Genomic DNA, 15723 nt, shown 5'->3' on the forward strand with positions numbered 1-15723 from the left:
CACAATCGGAGCGTAGGCCAGAACTCTACTGATCGGTAGGGGTCGGACACCTCCGAACACCGTTCGCCCCCGGAGGACTGCGGCGCACGCGGCGCCTGCGCCCGCAGGCGCCCGACTTAGACTGCGGGGCGTGGCGGCACAGGGCGAGGAGCGGACGGCGGACGGCGCGGCCGGTCCCCGCGAGTACCGCGCGGCCGAACTCGCCGAGGCCGCTGGCATCACGCAACGGACGCTGCGCTTCTACCGCGAACGCCGGCTGCTGCCGCCGCCGCGCCGCCAGGGCCGCGTCGCGTGGTACGGCGAGCAGCACCTGGCGCGCCTGCGCACGATCTCGGCGCTGCTGGCGCGCGGGCACACGCTGGGCGGCATCGCCCAGCTGATCGAGGCGTTCGCCGAGGGCGCCGACGCCGGGCGGACGGCGGAGCTGCTCGGGCTCGCGGAGCCGTCCCCGTGGGCCGAGGAGGAACGGGTCAGGCTGACCCCGCAGGACCTGGCGGCCTACTTCGCGGGCGAGACCGATCCCGAGCTGCTGGCCAGCGCGCTGCGGACCGGGTGGATCGCGGTGGACGGCGACGACGTGGTGCACCTGAGCCGCGACCTGCTCGACGCGTCCTCGGCGCTGGTCGACGAGGGCATCCCGCTGGCCGCGCTGCTCGCGGCGGGCAGGGAGCTGCGCGCGCACGCGGACGCGCTGGCCGACGTGTTCACGGAGCTGCTGCGCCGCCACGTGCTGCCGGAGCTGCTTGCGACTGGCGAGCGCCGGGACCCGCTCGGCGACGAGGACGTGAAACGGCTCACGCAGGCGCTGGAACGGCTGCGCCCGCTGGCGAAGCAGGCCGTGTACGCGGAGGTCTCGCTCGCGCTCGACCGCAGGCTGCGGGCGGAGCTCGACCGGGGGTGAGCCGTGGGGCCCGTTCGGCGGTGAGCCGTCGGGGCCCGGGGGCCCGTTCGGCGGTGTGCCATCAGGGCCACGGCGGCCCGGCGGGCCCCGCGGGTCAGAGCGGCTGCGCGGCCTTGAGCGCCTTGACGAAGCAGCGGCTGGTGGGCGAGTCCCGGTACGCGCCGAACTTCTCCGCCTCGTCGAGCAGCAGGTAGCCGCTGCTCTCGTAGAGCCCGATCGCTTCCGGCTGCATCGTGCCGGTCTCCAGCACCACGCGGGCGCGCCCCGCCTCCCGGGCGGACTCCTCAAGGCGGGCCAGGATGCGCCGGGCCAGGCCGCGTCCGCGCGCCTCGCGGACGACGAACATCCGCTTGATCTCCGCGTCGCCGTCGGCGTACCCGTCCGCCGCCTCCCTGGCCCGCCAGCCGCCGGTGGCCACCGGGCGTCCAGCGTCGTCGTAGGCGAGCAGGTAGATGCCCCGGGGCGGGTCGAACATCGTCGCGTCGAGCGGGGTGACGTCGCCGTCGCCGTAGCGTTCGACGTACTCGGCCTGCACGAGGTCGTTCAGTTTCACGGCGTCCGGGTGGTCGAAACGCACAGGCAGAAGGTGCATGCCATTTATCATATGACCTGCTCAAGACTGCCCTTTTGGCACCTACACTTCCGCCAATGGACAGCATGATCGCCTACGAGTGGCGGGGCGCGTTCGACGACCACGAGGTGGACGCGCTGCACGCCGAGGGCTTCGGGCACCCGCCGGCCGGCCACGCCTGGCGGGCCCGGGTCGAGCGGCACAGCCTGGGCTGGGTCTGCGCGCGGCCCCGCGGGGACGGCGGCCGGGCGGACGGCGGTGGAACGGACGGCGCGGGAACGGGCGCGCCGCCCCTCATCGGCTTCTGCAACGTCGCGTGGGACGGCGGCACGCACGCGTTCCTGCTCGACGTGGTCGTCACGGCCGCCTCGCGCAGGACCGGCGTGGCCACCGCCCTGGTGGCCGCGGCGGCGGACGGCGCGCGGGCCGCCGGCTGCACGTGGCTGCACGTCGACTTCGAGGAGCACCTGCGCCCGTTCTACCTGGACGCCTGCGGCCTGCGCCCGACGCCGGCCGGCCTGCTCGCCCTGTGAGCTGACCCCGCCGGTCCCGCCCCGCCGGGCGCGCGGCCGGCCGGTGTACGGTCGAGCGGTGCTGACCGTGACCAGTGTGAACGTGAACGGGCTGCGGGCCGCCGCGCGCAAGGGCTACCTGTCGTGGCTCGCCGGCTCGCCGGCCGACGCCGTCTGCCTCCAGGAAGTGCGCGCCGAGGAGCACCAACTGCCGGACGAGGTCCGCGCCCCCGAGGGCTGGCACGCCGTGTACGCGCCGGCCGCCGCGCGCGGCCGGGCCGGCGTGGCCCTGCTCACCCGCAGGGAGCCGGAGGAGGTGCGGGTGGGCTTCGGCGCGCCGGAGTTCGCCACGTCGGGCCGCTACCTCGAAGCCGACCTGCCGGGGCTCACGCTGGCCAGTCTCTACCTGCCGACCGGCGAGGCCGAGACGCCGAAGCAGGAGGAGAAGGAGCGGTTCATGGCGGAGTTCTCCGCCTACCTCGCCGAGCTGCGCCACCGCGCAGCCGCGGCGGGCCGCGAGGTCCTGGTCTGCGGCGACTGGAACATCGCCCACCAGGAGGCCGACATCAAGAACTGGCGCGGCAACCTCACCAAGTCCGGCTTCCTGCCGAACGAACGCGCCTGGCTGACCGACCTGTACGCGCCCGGCGCCGGCGGCTGGGCGGACGTCGTGCGCGGACTGCACCCGGGCCAGGCGGGCCCCTACACGTGGTGGTCCTACCGGGGCCGCGCGTTCGACAACGACGCGGGCTGGCGCATCGACCTGCACGTGGCGACCCAGGGGCTCGCGGCCCGCGCCGTGAAGGCCGAGGTGGAACGGGCGCCGACGCACGGGGAGCGGTGGTCGGACCACGCCCCCGTCACCGTCACCTACGACACGGCGGCCTGACACGGCGGCCTGAGCACGCGCGCGGGCCGGGACCGGAACGCGCGCGCAGCCTTGTCGCGCGCCCCGGCGCGCGAAACCCGCTTGAGGGCGGCGCGCCGCGTTGCTAGAAGTGCGGGATGCGAGACACGAGCCAGAGGACGGCGCCGTCCGGCCACGTCGCGATCGTGACCGGTGCGAACCAGGGCATCGGGGCCGCGACCGCGAAGGCGCTCGCGGCCAGGGGCGTCGCGGTGCTCTGCACCTACCTCCGCCTGCCGCACGCACCGGACAGCGGGAGTGGCGACGCCCCCGGCCAGTACGACAGCGACCGGGCGGCCGGCGGGGAGGCCGTGGCGGAGGAGATCCGCCGCGCCGGGGGCAGCGCCGAGGCGCACGAGGCGGACCTGAGCGACCCCGGGGTACCGGCCCGGCTGTTCGACATCGCGGAGGAACGGCTCGGGCCCGTCGACATCCTGGTCAACAACGCGTCCGGCTGGGTGCAGGACAGCTTCACGCCCGACCCGGAGGACCGGTTCGGCCGCCCGCTTCGCCCGGTCACGGCGGAGACGTGGGCGCGGCAGTTCGCGGTGGACGCGCGGGCGCCCGCGCTGCTGATCGGTGAGTTCGCCCGCCGACACCGGGCGCGCGGCGCCGACTGGGGCCGCATCGTCGGGCTGACCTCGGGCGCGGAACTCGGGTTCCCCGGCGAGGTCTCGTACGGGGCGGCGAAGGCGGCGCAGACCGACTACACGATGTCGGCCGCCGCGGAGCTCGCGGACCTGGGCATCACGGCCAACGTCGTGCACCCCCCGGTCACGGACACCGGGTGGGTCACGGACGAGGTGCGGCGGTTCGTGGCGTCGAGCCCCGCCCTCTTCCACGTCGCGGAGCCGGCCGAGGTCGCCGAGGTCATCGCCTTCCTGGTCTCGGACGAGGCGGCGCTCGTCAGCGGCAACGTGCTGACGCTCCGCTGACACCGGCGCTCTCCGGGCGGCCCGCGCCCGCGCGGGCGCCGTTCAGCCCGCGCGCGCGGCGCGGCCCGGCCGCGGCGCGCCGCCCGGCGTCAGGGCGGCGCGCACGGCGAACGCGTGCGCCGCTTCCACCGCCCGCGGCTCGGCCGGCCCGTCCGGTGAGAACGCCCCGAGGAGCGCGCGCACCGCGGCCCGGTCGACCGTTCCGCTCTCGGCCCGGTCCAGGAAACCCACCACCGCGCCGTCCAGCGCGACCGGGTGCCCGGCGCCCTCGGCGCCGCCCCCGGCCGCCTCGGCGAGCGGCAGCACCAGTTCCGCGTCGTCGCGCACCCAGGCGGCGGAGAGCGCGAGCCCGTCGTCCACCAGATCCTCCGGGTAGGGCGCGCGCGCCCACGCGCCGTCCTGCCACCAGTAGACGTAGCCGAGCGCGCAGTCCTCCTGCTCCCGGCGGAGTTCCTGCCACGGCAGCCACGCGGGACCGCCCGCGAGGAGATCGACCGGAACGCGCCGCAGGTGCCCGTGGCTGCCGTCCGCGTCCTGCCCGCAGAACACCGCGCGGCCCGCGTCGTGCAGACTCATGCGCCACCAGAAGCTGCCGCCCGCGCTCTCGCACCGCAGCCGGCCCGGGCCGAGCCGGTAGGTGCCATCCGTGAGGTCGGCCGACGCCAGCATCCCGAGCGCCGCCGCCCGCGCCCACAGCCGCCGGGGATGGTCGAGGTCTCCGGGCACGCTCGGCCTGTGCACCATGGTGCTCCCCCGTTCCCTAACGCGTGGCGGCACCCTAGCCCCTCCGCGGTCCCGCGCCAACCGCCGCCACCGGCGCGCGGGCGCCCGGCCGACGGGCCGCGCGCCCCGGCCGGAGCACCATCAGAAAAGAAACAAAAGGGATGTGCAAGAACTTCGGCAGATTCGACGGGAATTCGGCACGAAGTCGGTGCCGGGTTCGCGTCGGTTCGCCGCTGGTACGGTGCGAAACCCACGCGCGGCCCGTTCGGGCATCCGCGAAATCCGCCCGGAACCCCCGCTCCGCGCCCGGCTACTCCGTCGGCATCCCGTAACTGTCGGCGATCAGTTCGTAGCTGCGCAGCCGCGCCTCGGGGGTGTGCGCCGTGGTGGTGAGCATCAGCTCGTCCGCGCCGGTGCGCTTCACCAGCGCGTCGAGCCCGTCCCGCACCTTGTCCGGGGTGCCGTACACCACGTTCGCGAGCCAGCCGTCGAGGAAATCCTTCTCGACCTCGCTGAACGGGTACGCCTCCGCCTCCTCCGGCGTGGGCACGAGGCCGGGCCGCCCGGTGCGCAGCCGGATCATGGACAGCGCCCCGGTCAGCACCTGCCGGTGCGCCTCCCGCGCGTCATCGGCCGCGAACGCGGGCGCGCCGATCAGCGCGTACGGCGCGTCGAGCACCTCGGAGGGCCGGAAGCTCTGCCGGTACAGTTCGAGCGCGGGCACGGTGTTCGCCGCCGAGAAGTGGTGGGCGAACGCGAACGGCAGCCCGAGCCGGCCGGCGAGTTCCGCGCTGAAGCCCGAGGAGCCGAGCAGCCACACCGGCGGGCGCGCCGGCGACTGCACGCCGCCGGGCACCGTGCCCTGCACGGGCCCGGGCACGGCGTGGATGCGCGCGTACGGGTGCGCGTCGGGGAAGTCGTCGTCGAGGAACCTGACCAGCTCAGCGACCTGCTGCGGGAACTCCTCCGCGCCGTCCGCCCGCCCGCGCCGCAGCGCGGCGGCCGTCGGCCCGTCCGTGCCGGGCGCGCGGCCGAGCCCGAGGTCGACGCGGCCGGGCGCGAGCGCCTCAAGCGTGCCGAACTGCTCGGCGATGACCAGCGGCGGGTGGTTCGGCAGCATCACGCCGCCGGAACCGAGCCGGATGCGTTCCGTCAGCGCCGCGAGGTGCCCGAGCAGCACGGCGGGCGAGGAACTGGCCACTCCGGGCATCGAGTGGTGCTCGGCCACCCAGAACCGGTGGTACCCGCGCCGCTCCACCCGCCGCGCCAGCTCGCCCGTGGCGCGCAGCGCCTGCGTCGCGGTGAGCCCGGCACCCACCGTGGCCAGGTCGAGCACGGACAACGGCACCGGGGCCTGCCCGTGCCGTTCGCCCCTGATGCCGTCGTTTCCGGGTCGTGCTGCGGCCACCGCGGTACGCCTCCCTGATCGCGCCTGTTGCTTCTCCGGGCAACCAGGGGACGCTCCTGAACATTCCGCCCGGCCGGCCGCTCGCGGGCCCGCGACTCGGGGCGGGCCTCGGGGCGGGCCTCGGAGCAGGTCTCAGGGCAGGTAGCGCTCGGCGGCGGCGGGACCCTGTTCCTCAAGCAGCCGTCTGGCCTCCTCGACCCGCTCGGGGGTCGGCTCCCGGCCGCTGAGCCGCACCAGGTCCTCGGGGTCGATCGGCCTCTCGGCCCCGGTGTGCAGCAGGTGGTCGGGCGTAGGGAGATCGGCGGAGCGCTTCTCGTCGGACTCGGATGATTCGGACATGTGCGTTAGCACCTCCCTGTCCGCCAGGGTAGGCGCTGTCCGCCGGGACCGCACACGCGGCGGCGGGCACCCCGGCGCGCGGCACCGCCGCCCGGATCAGGCGCGCCGGCCCGGCCGCGCCGCGACGACGCCGGCCGCCCACCGGTCCCGCGCGCCCGTTCCGACGGCGTCGAGGAACGCCGACCACGAGCCCGCGGGGAAACCGAGCCGCGGCCCGCCCGGGTCCTTGGAGTCGCGCACCGAGAGGACGTCGCGCACCGGCAGTCTCACCTCCAGGCAGGCGCCGTTGCCCCCCGAATAGGAGGACCTGGTCCAGGCCCGCGTCGCACCTTGCTCAATTGGCATGCCCGCTCCGGAACTTGACGGCCAGCAGTGATGCCGTGACCGTACTGGCCCGGAAAGCAATATGATGTGCCGCTTCACTCGACCGGATGGATGCTCAAAGAGTTCGGCACCGACCAAGGTCGTTGCGGGTATATTCCGCGCCCCGGGGAGCCCCCGCGCGGTCTCCCCCGCGCCCCGGGCGCGGCTCAGGTGAGAGCGGACCGGAACGCCGCGGCCTGGTCCGCGATGACGCGCCTGGACCTCTCCGGGCTGAGCGCCTGGGCCCGCAGGTGCTCGTACATGACGCTGTAGTACTGCACGTCGTGCGGCTTCTCCAGATAGAGGTCGCTGGTGCCGCCCTCCAGGTAGATCACCGTGGAGTCGGACGCCTCGGGGAATTCGAGGATCGCGTACTGCCCGTTCACGCCGGGATGCGCGCCCGCGGAGAACGGCAGCACCTGGAGCGTCACGTGCGGCAGTTCCGCGCACTCCGCGAGCCGGCGCATCTGGCCCAGCATCGTCCGCGGACCGCCGACCTCCCGGCGCAGCACCGCCTCGTCCACGACGGCCCACAGGCGCAGCGGGTTCTTGTCGTCCCACAGCCGCTGCTGCCGCCGCAGCCGCACCTGCACCCGGCTGCCGACCTCGTCCGGCCCGACCTCGGGCAGAGCGCCCGAGATGAGGGCCGACGCGTACTCCGGCGTCTGGAGCAGGCCGGGCACGATCTGCGGTTCGTAGACGCGTAACGAGGACGCGTCGGTCTCCAGGCCGATGTAGACGCTGTAGCTGGGCGACAGCTCGGCGAACGCGTGCCACCAGCCCTGCTGCCGCGACTCCCGCGCCATCTGCATCAACGACTCGACGAGCCGCTTGTCCTCGACGCCGTACACCCCGCACAGGTCCCTGACGTCCCGGGGGCTGATGCTGCGGCGGCCGTTCTCCAGCCTGCTGATCTTCGACTGGGACACCAGCAGCCGGTCGGCCACCTCCTCCGCCGTCATGGCCCGCTCCTCGCGGAGCCGCCTCAGCTCCTGGCCGAGCCGCCGACGCCGGACCGTGGGATTGACGTTGCCCACCACGGACTTGTGCACCTCCGTCGAAGTGAGCGGCCCGAGGGCCGCGTTGCCGAGCGTTGCCGAGCAGTGCGAAGCGTTGCCAAGCAGAGTGCCACCTCGCGCGGCTCGTTCGCTCGGATTTCGCGACAGAGGGTGGCCGTTCACAAGCATGGGGTGTGGCCGCGGCCTTCGTCTGTGGCCGCCGCCACACCCCGTGCCGTAACGCGGCTCCCGGTCAGGTCATCGACGCGGTGCTGGGTGCGTGTTCAGTGCGAGAGCGAAGGGCGTACCGCGGTGCGCGTCACTCCTCTCCGCGTCGTCTGCTCGCCACCGTGCTGCTGGGACTGCCCGACCACGCTCATGGCCGGCGCCGGGGACGCGGCGGTCGCCGGGGCACGCCCCGACGCCTTGCGCGCGCCGCCCTGCTGCGGTCGCCGCGCGGCAGCCGCCTGTCCCGCCACGCCGTTCTGGACGTCCATGACGGCGTGCGCCACCAGGCCGCCCATCGGGTCGTGCCTGATCAGGTCCCGGAGCCGGGAACGGGAGGACCGCCCCTCGTTCCCCGGGTACAGGTGCTTCCCGAGACCCACGGCGTGCGCCAGGGCCGCGAGCGCCGCGGTGCGCGCGTCCGGCGGCGAGCCGGTGCGGATCGCGGTGTCGAGCCTGGCCCTGATCTGCCGGCTGACCGCGGTCTCCGTCGCCTGGTACCGCGTCGTCGGCAGCACTCCGCACATCTGGTTCTCGACCGCGTGCACCATGCCGCAGCGCTCCAGATGCGTGAGATAGGTTTGGCGAAGACCCAGTCGGGGCCCGCCGATCCAGTGGACGGCCCGGACCGGGCTGCCGCGCCTGCGCAGCAGCTCCAGTGCGGAGTCCAGCGTCGGATCTCCGGTCGGCCGTGGCAGTACCACGGCTATTCGGTCCCCATCTGGGGCTATCCGTCCCGCCAGGGCCAGCTCGACGAGCTGTGCTCCGGCGAGGCCGAGGTCGAGCGACTGCGGCTGCGCCGTGGTACCCGTGGTCGGGTCCAGAGCGAGCAGCAGCAGCTCCTCCGGAATGGTTCTACGACTCCTGCCCATCCATGCCTCCCCGCGTGGATGAAAGACAGGGTGACGCCTCTCACATTGTTCTGTCGAGGGCGCGTGGTTGTTTTGTGCGGGAACCCGTAGATATGTCGTAGTCGTCCTTGCCATTGGGCAGCGGGATTTCGCCACGGCCGGCTTGGCGTACCGAGGTGCACAGGACCCGGCAGACTGATAGGGCCAGCGGCCAGTTCATGATCGACGCGTAGGGAGGCACGGGTGGCGGGCGAGTCCGCGGACGGTCCGGGACGTGAGCGGGAGCGGAAGTCACCAGAAAGGACGTCCGGGGCCCCCGGAAGGGTTCCCGGGGCAGCGGACGTTCCCGGGAACGAGGAGGAGCCCACCATCGGACGGGCCGCCGACCAGGCCGGTGAAAAGCCGGAACGAGCACGGGAATTCAGGGGTACGGGAGTGAGTGGGGGCACGGCAGCGCCTGCGGCGCGGGCGGCGTCGGGCGCGGACGCGGACGCGTCCGGGCGGGACGAGCGGGACGCGAGCGAAGAGCGGGACGCGAGCGAAGAGCGGGACGCGAGCGAAGAGCGGGACGCGAGCGAAGAGCGCGGCGAGCGGGACGCGCGCGACCAGCGGGAGCCGGAGGGCCGCGAGGGGCCGGAGGGCCGCGAGGGGCCGGAGGGCCGCGAGGGGCCGGAGCCGGCCCCGGACGAACGAGCCGGAGCGGGGGCCGCCGAGGACGCCCCCGAGCCGGAGGCGGAGGGCTCCGAGGGCTCCGAGGCGGGCGCCGCGGCCGAGCGGGACGAGAAGGTCGGGAAGAGCGAGCAGAACGGCGAGCCGGAGGAGCGCGCCAAGGACGCCGACGAGGAGCGCGCCGAGCAGGCCGGGGAGCCGGAGGAACGGGACGCAGCGGCCGGCCCCGACAGCGCGGAGGAGATATCCCCGGCGCGGGCCGACAGCGAGGACAGCGAAGACCGCACAGACGACGAAGACCGCGAAGACCGCGAAGACCGCGAAGACGGCAAAGACAGCGAGGGCGGCGAGCCCGCCGGAACGTCCGGCACCCCGGCGGCGGCGGACCGCACGGCCGTGCTGCGGCTGCCCGCCGACGCCGGCACCGGCCGGGCGAGCGCGGGCGGCGAGGAGGGCGACGAGCGCCCCAAGGACACCGCGGAAGCCGAGGACGCCGGGGACGCCGGGGACGCAGCCGGAACGGCGGACGCCCGCGACGGCGAGGACGCGAAGAGCGCGAAGGACCGGGGGCAGCAGAAGGACCGGGCGGGCGACAAGGGCGCAGGCGAGGACGGCGACGAGGACCGGGACGACGACGGCGAGGACGCCGGGCCGGAGGCGGACCGCACGGCCATGCTGCGCGTTCCCGCCGCGACCGCCGCGACAGACGCGACAGACGCGGCGGACGACCGCACGACGTCCCTGCGCGCCACGGACGCGGCCGATCGCGGGACGACGCACCTCCGGGTGACCGACAAGGCCCCGGCCGGGCCCGCGACCGCGGAGCCCGAGGCCGGGCGGCCGGCCGCGCCGCCCGCGCCGGACGCGCCGCCGGACTCCGCGCGCGACCCGCTGGAGTTGCTCGCCGCCCTGACCAACCGGCCCCCGCCACCGCCCACTCCGTGGCGGACGGCGGTGCGCCGGTTCAAGATCTGGACCCCGCTCGTCCTGCTCCTGCTGATCGTCCTCGCGGTCGTGCAGTCGGTGCGCCCGCTGCCCGAGCCCGCGCTCGACCTGACGGCGGCCGAGAGCTACACGTTCGAGGGCGACATGCCTGAGGTGCCGTGGCCGGCCGCCGGGCAGGCGACGCTGTCCGTGGCGGGGCTCGGCACGTTCGGCTCGTCGGGCGAGCAGGAACCGGTCCCGATCGCGTCGGTCGCGAAAGTGATGACCGCCTACGTCATCCTGCGCGACCACCCGATCGAGGGCGACGGCACCGGCGCGGAGATCCCCGTCGACCAACTCGCCGAGGACGAGGCGGGTCTCTCCGAGCAGAACGAGTCGACCGTCGTGGTCGAGGCCGGGAGCACCATCACGCAGCGGGAGGCGCTCCAGGCCATCATGATCCCGTCCGCGAACAACGTGGCCCGGCTGCTGGCCCGTTGGGACGCGGGGTCGGAGGAGGCGTTCGTCGAGAAGATGAACGAGGCCGCCGCCGAGCTGGGGATGGACAACACGACCTACACCGACCCGAGCGGCCTGCTGGCGGAGACCGTGTCCACGTCCGAGGACCAGACCAGGCTGGCGCAGGCGGTGATGGAGTACCCGGTCTTCCGGCAGATCGCGGCCATGCCCGAGTACACCGACAGCCTGGGCACCACCCACCGGAACTGGAACGGCCTGGTGCCGATGAACGGCGTGGTCGGCATCAAGACCGGCACCACGACCGCCGCGGGCGGCAACCTGATGTTCGCCGCGCGCCAGGAGGTGGGCGGCACCTCGCAGTTGATCGTGGGAGCCGTGCTGGCCCAGCCGCCGCACCCGTCCGACAACTCGATCCTCACCCAGGCACTCGAATCGGGCGACATCCTGATGACGTACGCCCAGGAGCAGTTGCGCGCCGAAACGGTTCTCGCGGCGGGCGACGTGGTCGGGGAGGTCGACGACGGCCTCGGCGGGCGCACCCCGGTGACCGTCACCGAGGACGTGCAGGCCGTGGGCTGGCCGGGACTTGAGGTCGGCGTCGAGCTGAACGGTGGCGCCGAGGGGATTCCCGGCTCCGCGGACGCGGGGGCCGAGGTCGGGCAGCTGACGGTCGGCGACGGGCCGGGGCAGGTGGTCGTCCCGCTCGCGCTGGAGGAGGCCCTGGCGGAGCCGGGCTTCTCCGCGCGGCTGACCCGCATCGGCTGACGCACGGGGAGAACGGGGGGCCGGTTCTGGCCCCCCGTTCACCCGTGCGGGTGAACGCCCCTCCCGTCGCGGCGGCGGCCCCGCACCGGGGCTGCCGCCCCCGGGGGCCGCGCGCTACAGTCGGTGCCCCACGGCGAGGGTGGCGTGAGGGGGCAGCCCCGTGGAATGTCCATCGTGCGGGTCGGGTAACGGCCGCAGGCTCAACAACGGCAACTGGGTGTGCGACGACTGTGGCTCGGTCACCGCAGGATGAGGCCGCGTGGCGGGACTTGGACCCGGCCACGCGCGAACGACTCGACTTTCTCGACCCCGAGGACTTCACGGTGGGGCCCACCGCGGAGGCGGCGGCGCAGTGGGAACGTTTCACGCAGACCCTCGACCGCGCGGAACGGTACCGCCCGCCGGAGTGAGCCCGCCGCCGCGGTGAGCCCGCGTTCCCGGCGCGCGCCGGGCGCGCGCCGGGAACGCGCGCCTAGTGCGAGTGGCGCGGCACGGCGTCGCCGCTGCGGCCCACCAGGAAGTCGAGGTCGGCGCCCCGGTCGGCCTGCATGACGTGCTCCGTGTACAGCCGCGCCCAGCCGCGTTCCGGCTTCGGCTCCGACGGCGGCGCCGGGGTGCGCGCGGCGAGTTCCTCCGCGGGCACGTCGAGGTCGAGTCTGCGGGCCGCGGCGTCGAGTTCGATCCAGTCGCCGGTGCGGACCAGCGCGAGCGGGCCGCCCACGGCGGCCTCGGGGGCGACGTGCAGGACGCACGTTCCGTAGCCGGTGCCGCTCATGCGCGCGTCGCTGATGCGCACGATGTCCTCGACGCCCGCTTCGAGGAGCACCTTGGGCACCGGCGGGTTGCCCACCTCGGGGAACCCCGGGTAGCCGCGGGGGCCGGCGTTGCGGATGACGAGCACGGTGTCGGCGTCGACCGGCAGGTCGGGGTCGTCGGCGACGGCCGTGTAGTCCTCGATGCGGTCGAAGACCAGCGCGCGCCCGCGGTGCCTGAGCAGGTGGGGCGAGGCGGCGGAGATCTTCAGCACGGCGCCGTCGGGGCACAGGGAGCCGCGCAGCACGACGGTGCCCTCGCCGGCCGGGCGGAACGGCTCGTCCGCCGCGCGGATCACCTCGCGGTTCCAGCACGGCGCCTCGCCGGTGGCCTCCCGCACGGTGACGCCGCCGACGGTCGGCGCGTCGCCGTGCAGCAGGCCGAGCGCGCCCAGTTCGCGCAGCACGGCGGGCAGGCCGCCGGCGTAGAAGAAGTCCTCCATCAGGAAGCGCCCCGAGGGCATCAGGTCGACCAGCACGGGCACTTCGGTGGTCAGCCGGTCGAAGTCGTCGAGGTCGAGGGGCACTCCGACGCGGCCGGCGAGTGCGAGCAGGTGCACGACCGCGTTGGTGGAGCCGCCGAGCGCCGCGTTGGCGCGGATCGCGTTCTCGAACGCCTCGCGGGTCAGCACGGCCGAGGGCCGCACGTCCTCCTCGACCAGCGCCACCGCGCGGCGGCCCGCCGCCTGCGCCAGCGCGAACCTGCGGGCGTCCACGGCGGGAATCGCGGCCGAGCCCGGCAGTTGCATGCCCAGGGCCTCGGCCACGCAGGCCATCGTGGACGCGGTGCCCATCGTCATGCAGTGGCCGCGGCTGCGGGACATGCAGCCCTCGGCCTCGCTCAGTTCCGCCGGGGTCATGCGTCCGGCCCTGACCTCCTCGCTCAGCCGCCACACGTCGGTGCCGGAACCGAGTTCGCGGCCCTGGAACTTGCCGTTGAGCATGGGCCCGCCGGTCACCATGAGGGCGGGCAGGTCGACGCTGGCCGCGGCCATCAGCAGGGCGGGGGTGGTCTTGTCGCAGCCGGAGAGGAGGACGACGCCGTCGAGCGGGTTGGCGCGGATGGTCTCCTCTGCCTCCATGGCCATCAGGTTGCGGAACAGCATGGTGGTGGGGCGCATCAGCGTCTCGCCGAGCGACATGACGGGGAATTCGAGCGGCAGGCCGCCGGCCTCCCAGACGCCGCGCTTGACGGCGTCCGCGACGTCGCGCAGGTGCGCGTTGCAGGGGGTCAGCTCCGACCAGCTGCTCGCGATGCCGATGACGGGGCGGCCGTCGAACACCTCGGGGCCGAAGCCCTGGTTGCGCATCCAGGAGCGGTGGATGAAGCCGTTGCGTCCCTCGGCGGCGAACCACGCGCCGCTGCGGCGCCCGGTGGCCCCGGCCGCGTGCTCCGCCGGTGTCGCTCCGGCGGATGTCGTTCCCGCCGCCTTCTCCGGCGTCGCCTTCTCGGGTGCTGTCATGCCGCGGTGCCTCCTGCTCGTCCGTGGACTCGGTGCGCGTGTGCCGCCCGCGCCGCCCGCGCGGTGGCGGGCGGACGGCGGCGCGTTCAAGCGTCACATGCCCGGCCCGGGGGGAACGGTGGCGGGCCGCGACATCACGGCTCGCCCGCTGGCCGGTTCCGGATGATCCGTGGCTTACGCTCGACAAGTTGCATGCGCCGTCATCTCACTGGCAATACTGAAAAACACCGAAACAGCGGGAACTTTTTCTCATGACACATGACCTGAGCACTGAGCAGTTTCCCGAGGGCTTCGCCTGGGGAACGGCCACCGCCAGCTACCAGATCGAGGGGGCCGTGCACGAGGACGGCCGGCTGCCCTCGGTGTGGGATACGTTCGCGCACACGCCCGGCAAGGTGTTCCGCAACCAGACCGGCGACGTCGCGGCGGACCACTACCACCGCTGGCCCGAGGACGTGTCGCTGCTCGCCGACCTCGGCGTGACGCACTACCGGTTCTCGCTGGCCTGGCCCCGCATCCAGCCCGAGGGGTACGGCCCCGTCAACGGCGCGGGCGTCGACTTCTACAGCCGGCTCGTCGACTCACTGCTCGACCACGGCATCACGCCGTGGGTCACGCTCTACCACTGGGACCTGCCGCAGCCGCTTGAGGACGCCGGCGGCTGGCCGCGGCGGGAGACCGCCGAGAAGTTCGCGGAGTACGCGGCGCTGATCCACCAGCGCCTCGGCGACCGGGTGCGGGACTGGACGACGCTGAACGAGCCGTGGTGCGCGGCGTTCCTCGGCTACGCGAGCGGCTACCACGCGCCCGGGCGCGCCGACGGCGCCGCCGCGATGCGGGCCGCGCACCACCTGATGCTCGGGCACGGCCTGGCCGTCGAGGCGCTGCGCGCCCAGGGCGCGGCGAACCTCGGCCTCACGGTCAACCTGTACCCCGTGGACGCGGCCACCGACGGGGACGCCGACCGGGACGCGGCGCGGCGCATCGACGGCCTGATGAACCGCCTCTTCCTCGACCCGGTGCTGCGCGGCTCCTACCCGGCGGACGTGCTGAAGGACGTCGCCGAGATCACCGGCACCGAGCACGTGCGCGACGGCGACCTCGCGACCATCTCGGCGCCGCTGGACTTCCTCGGCGTGAACTACTACTCGCGCCACGTCGTGCGCGCCGGCGCGCCGCGGCCCGGGCCCTCGCAGTGGGTCGGTTCCTCCGACGTGGAGTTCGTCAAGCGCGGGGTGCCCGAGACCGAGATGGGCTGGGAGATCGACCCGGACGGGCTGTACGAGACGCTGACGCGCCTCGCCCGCGAGTACGGCCCGCTGCCGCTGTACGTCACGGAGAACGGGGCCGCGTTCCCCGACGAGGTGACGCGCGAGGGGCGCGTGCACGACGAGGACCGCCGCCGCTACCTGGAGGAGCACTTCAGGGCGGCGCACCGGGCCATCGCGGACGGGGCCGACCTGCGCGGCTACTTCGTGTGGACGCTGCTGGACAACTTCGAGTGGGCGCACGGCTATTCGAAGCGGTTCGGTCTGGTGCACGTGGACTTCGAGACGCAGGTGCGGACCCTGAAGGACAGCGGTCGCTGGTTCTCCGAGATCACGCGCGCCAACGCGCTGTGAGCGCGGGGGTGGCCGCCGCCGGGCGGCCACCTCCTCCGGCGTCACGCCCCTGCGCGCCCGAGCGCGGCCCAGCGCGGCCCGCGCCGCCCCGCGCCGCACGTGCTGTCCCGCGCCGCGCGCCGTCTGCCGCGCGCCGGCGCGTGGGCTCGCGCCGGCGTTCGCCCTTCGCACACACCCGCGTTGCCTGAGCCGGCGCGGCGACGTTCCGCACTGGCCGCCCGGCCGGGTGGCGCGCGATGCTGTTCGTCCCGCCGC

At 74.4% G+C, this 15723-nt stretch carries 15 protein-coding genes; 7 read left to right on the forward strand and 8 right to left on the reverse strand.

Translation table 11 applies throughout. The features are described from left to right. Positions 1-130: 130 nt before the first annotated feature. Entirely contained in the window at positions 131-901 is a 771-nt protein-coding gene (locus LC193_RS11700) for a MerR family transcriptional regulator (protein ID WP_226073859.1), read from the forward strand. Between the two features lie 94 nt (positions 902-995). Here LC193_RS11700 and LC193_RS11705 read toward each other — a convergent pair whose 3' ends face one another. Then, complete coding sequence (locus tag LC193_RS11705) at positions 996-1493, reverse strand: GNAT family N-acetyltransferase (RefSeq protein WP_226073860.1); 498 nt, start codon at positions 1491-1493, stop codon at positions 996-998. Positions 1494-1549: 56 nt separating this feature from the next. Here LC193_RS11705 and LC193_RS11710 point away from each other — a divergent pair, with 56 nt between their 5' ends. The 3 genes from LC193_RS11710 to LC193_RS11720 all read left to right on the forward strand — a co-directional run bounded on the left by LC193_RS11710 (position 1550) and on the right by LC193_RS11720 (position 3826). Beyond that, on the forward strand, positions 1550-2005 hold the full coding sequence (locus LC193_RS11710; protein ID WP_226073861.1) for a GNAT family N-acetyltransferase: 456 nt from the start codon (positions 1550-1552) through the stop codon (positions 2003-2005). Between the two features lie 58 nt (positions 2006-2063). Beyond that, positions 2064-2873 carry an exodeoxyribonuclease III gene (locus LC193_RS11715; protein ID WP_226073862.1) on the forward strand — a complete coding sequence of 270 codons (810 nt, stop codon included), beginning with the start codon at positions 2064-2066 and terminating at the stop codon, positions 2871-2873. Between the two features lie 116 nt (positions 2874-2989). Beyond that, complete coding sequence (locus LC193_RS11720) at positions 2990-3826, forward strand: SDR family oxidoreductase (RefSeq protein ID WP_226073864.1); 837 nt, start codon at positions 2990-2992, stop codon at positions 3824-3826. A gap of 42 nt (positions 3827-3868) precedes the next feature. Here LC193_RS11720 and LC193_RS11725 read toward each other — a convergent pair whose 3' ends face one another. The 6 genes from LC193_RS11725 to LC193_RS11750 form a co-directional block, all read right to left on the reverse strand. Next, entirely contained in the window at positions 3869-4570 is a 702-nt protein-coding gene (locus tag LC193_RS11725) for a hypothetical protein (RefSeq protein ID WP_226073866.1), read from the reverse strand. Positions 4571-4859: 289 nt separating this feature from the next. Next, a complete protein-coding gene (locus LC193_RS11730; RefSeq protein ID WP_226073868.1) occupies positions 4860-5957 on the reverse strand; it encodes an LLM class flavin-dependent oxidoreductase in 1098 nt (365 codons plus the stop codon). Between the two features lie 132 nt (positions 5958-6089). Next, positions 6090-6296, reverse strand: coding sequence for a hypothetical protein (locus LC193_RS11735; protein WP_226073870.1), 207 nt, complete (start codon positions 6294-6296; stop codon positions 6090-6092). A gap of 96 nt (positions 6297-6392) precedes the next feature. After that, positions 6393-6641 carry a DUF397 domain-containing protein gene (locus tag LC193_RS11740; RefSeq protein ID WP_226073872.1) on the reverse strand — a complete coding sequence of 83 codons (249 nt, stop codon included), beginning with the start codon at positions 6639-6641 and terminating at the stop codon, positions 6393-6395. A gap of 185 nt (positions 6642-6826) precedes the next feature. Further along, positions 6827-7699: a helix-turn-helix domain-containing protein gene (locus tag LC193_RS11745; protein WP_226073874.1), complete on the reverse strand. Its 873-nt coding sequence runs from the start codon at positions 7697-7699 to the stop codon at positions 6827-6829. 242 nt (positions 7700-7941) lie between these two features. Continuing rightward, positions 7942-8754, reverse strand: a complete 813-nt coding sequence (locus LC193_RS11750) for a GOLPH3/VPS74 family protein (protein ID WP_226073876.1) — start codon at positions 8752-8754, stop codon at positions 7942-7944. A 414-nt stretch (positions 8755-9168) separates the two neighbouring features. On the opposite strand from LC193_RS11750, the gene LC193_RS11755 reads away from it, so the two are divergent. Further along, positions 9169-11571 carry a D-alanyl-D-alanine carboxypeptidase gene (locus tag LC193_RS11755; protein ID WP_226073877.1) on the forward strand — a complete coding sequence of 801 codons (2403 nt, stop codon included), beginning with the start codon at positions 9169-9171 and terminating at the stop codon, positions 11569-11571. A 230-nt stretch (positions 11572-11801) separates the two neighbouring features. Further along, a complete protein-coding gene (locus LC193_RS11760; RefSeq protein WP_226073878.1) occupies positions 11802-11981 on the forward strand; it encodes a hypothetical protein in 180 nt (59 codons plus the stop codon). A 62-nt stretch (positions 11982-12043) separates the two neighbouring features. Here the strand turns inward: LC193_RS11760 and LC193_RS11765 are convergent, their stop codons facing one another. Next, complete coding sequence (locus LC193_RS11765) at positions 12044-13846, reverse strand: IlvD/Edd family dehydratase (RefSeq protein ID WP_226073879.1); 1803 nt, start codon at positions 13844-13846, stop codon at positions 12044-12046. A 251-nt stretch (positions 13847-14097) separates the two neighbouring features. On the opposite strand from LC193_RS11765, the gene LC193_RS11770 reads away from it, so the two are divergent. After that, positions 14098-15468: a GH1 family beta-glucosidase gene (locus tag LC193_RS11770; protein ID WP_226073880.1), complete on the forward strand. Its 1371-nt coding sequence runs from the start codon at positions 14098-14100 to the stop codon at positions 15466-15468. Positions 15469-15723 lie beyond the last annotated feature (255 nt).

The organism is Streptomyces marincola (genome assembly GCF_020410765.1).
Classification (GTDB): domain Bacteria; phylum Actinomycetota; class Actinomycetes; order Streptomycetales; family Streptomycetaceae; genus Streptomyces; species Streptomyces marincola.

Bases quoted from the DNA above. Each gene is read 5' to 3' on its own strand.
- LC193_RS11705 (WP_226073860.1), bottom strand. From the start codon at position 1,493: ATGCACCTTCTGCCTGTGCGTTTCGACCACCCGGACGCCGTGAAACTG.
- LC193_RS11710 (WP_226073861.1), top strand. From the start codon at position 1,550: ATGGACAGCATGATCGCCTACGAGTGGCGGGGCGCGTTCGACGACCAC.
- LC193_RS11720 (WP_226073864.1), top strand. From the start codon at position 2,990: ATGCGAGACACGAGCCAGAGGACGGCGCCGTCCGGCCACGTCGCGATC.
- LC193_RS11725 (WP_226073866.1), bottom strand. From the start codon at position 4,570: ATGGTGCACAGGCCGAGCGTGCCCGGAGACCTCGACCATCCCCGGCGG.
- LC193_RS11735 (WP_226073870.1), bottom strand. From the start codon at position 6,296: ATGTCCGAATCATCCGAGTCCGACGAGAAGCGCTCCGCCGATCTCCCT.
- LC193_RS11740 (WP_226073872.1), bottom strand. From the start codon at position 6,641: ATGCCAATTGAGCAAGGTGCGACGCGGGCCTGGACCAGGTCCTCCTAT.
- LC193_RS11750 (WP_226073876.1), bottom strand. From the start codon at position 8,754: ATGGGCAGGAGTCGTAGAACCATTCCGGAGGAGCTGCTGCTGCTCGCT.
- LC193_RS11765 (WP_226073879.1), bottom strand. From the start codon at position 13,846: ATGACAGCACCCGAGAAGGCGACGCCGGAGAAGGCGGCGGGAACGACA.
- LC193_RS11770 (WP_226073880.1), top strand. From the start codon at position 14,098: ATGACACATGACCTGAGCACTGAGCAGTTTCCCGAGGGCTTCGCCTGG.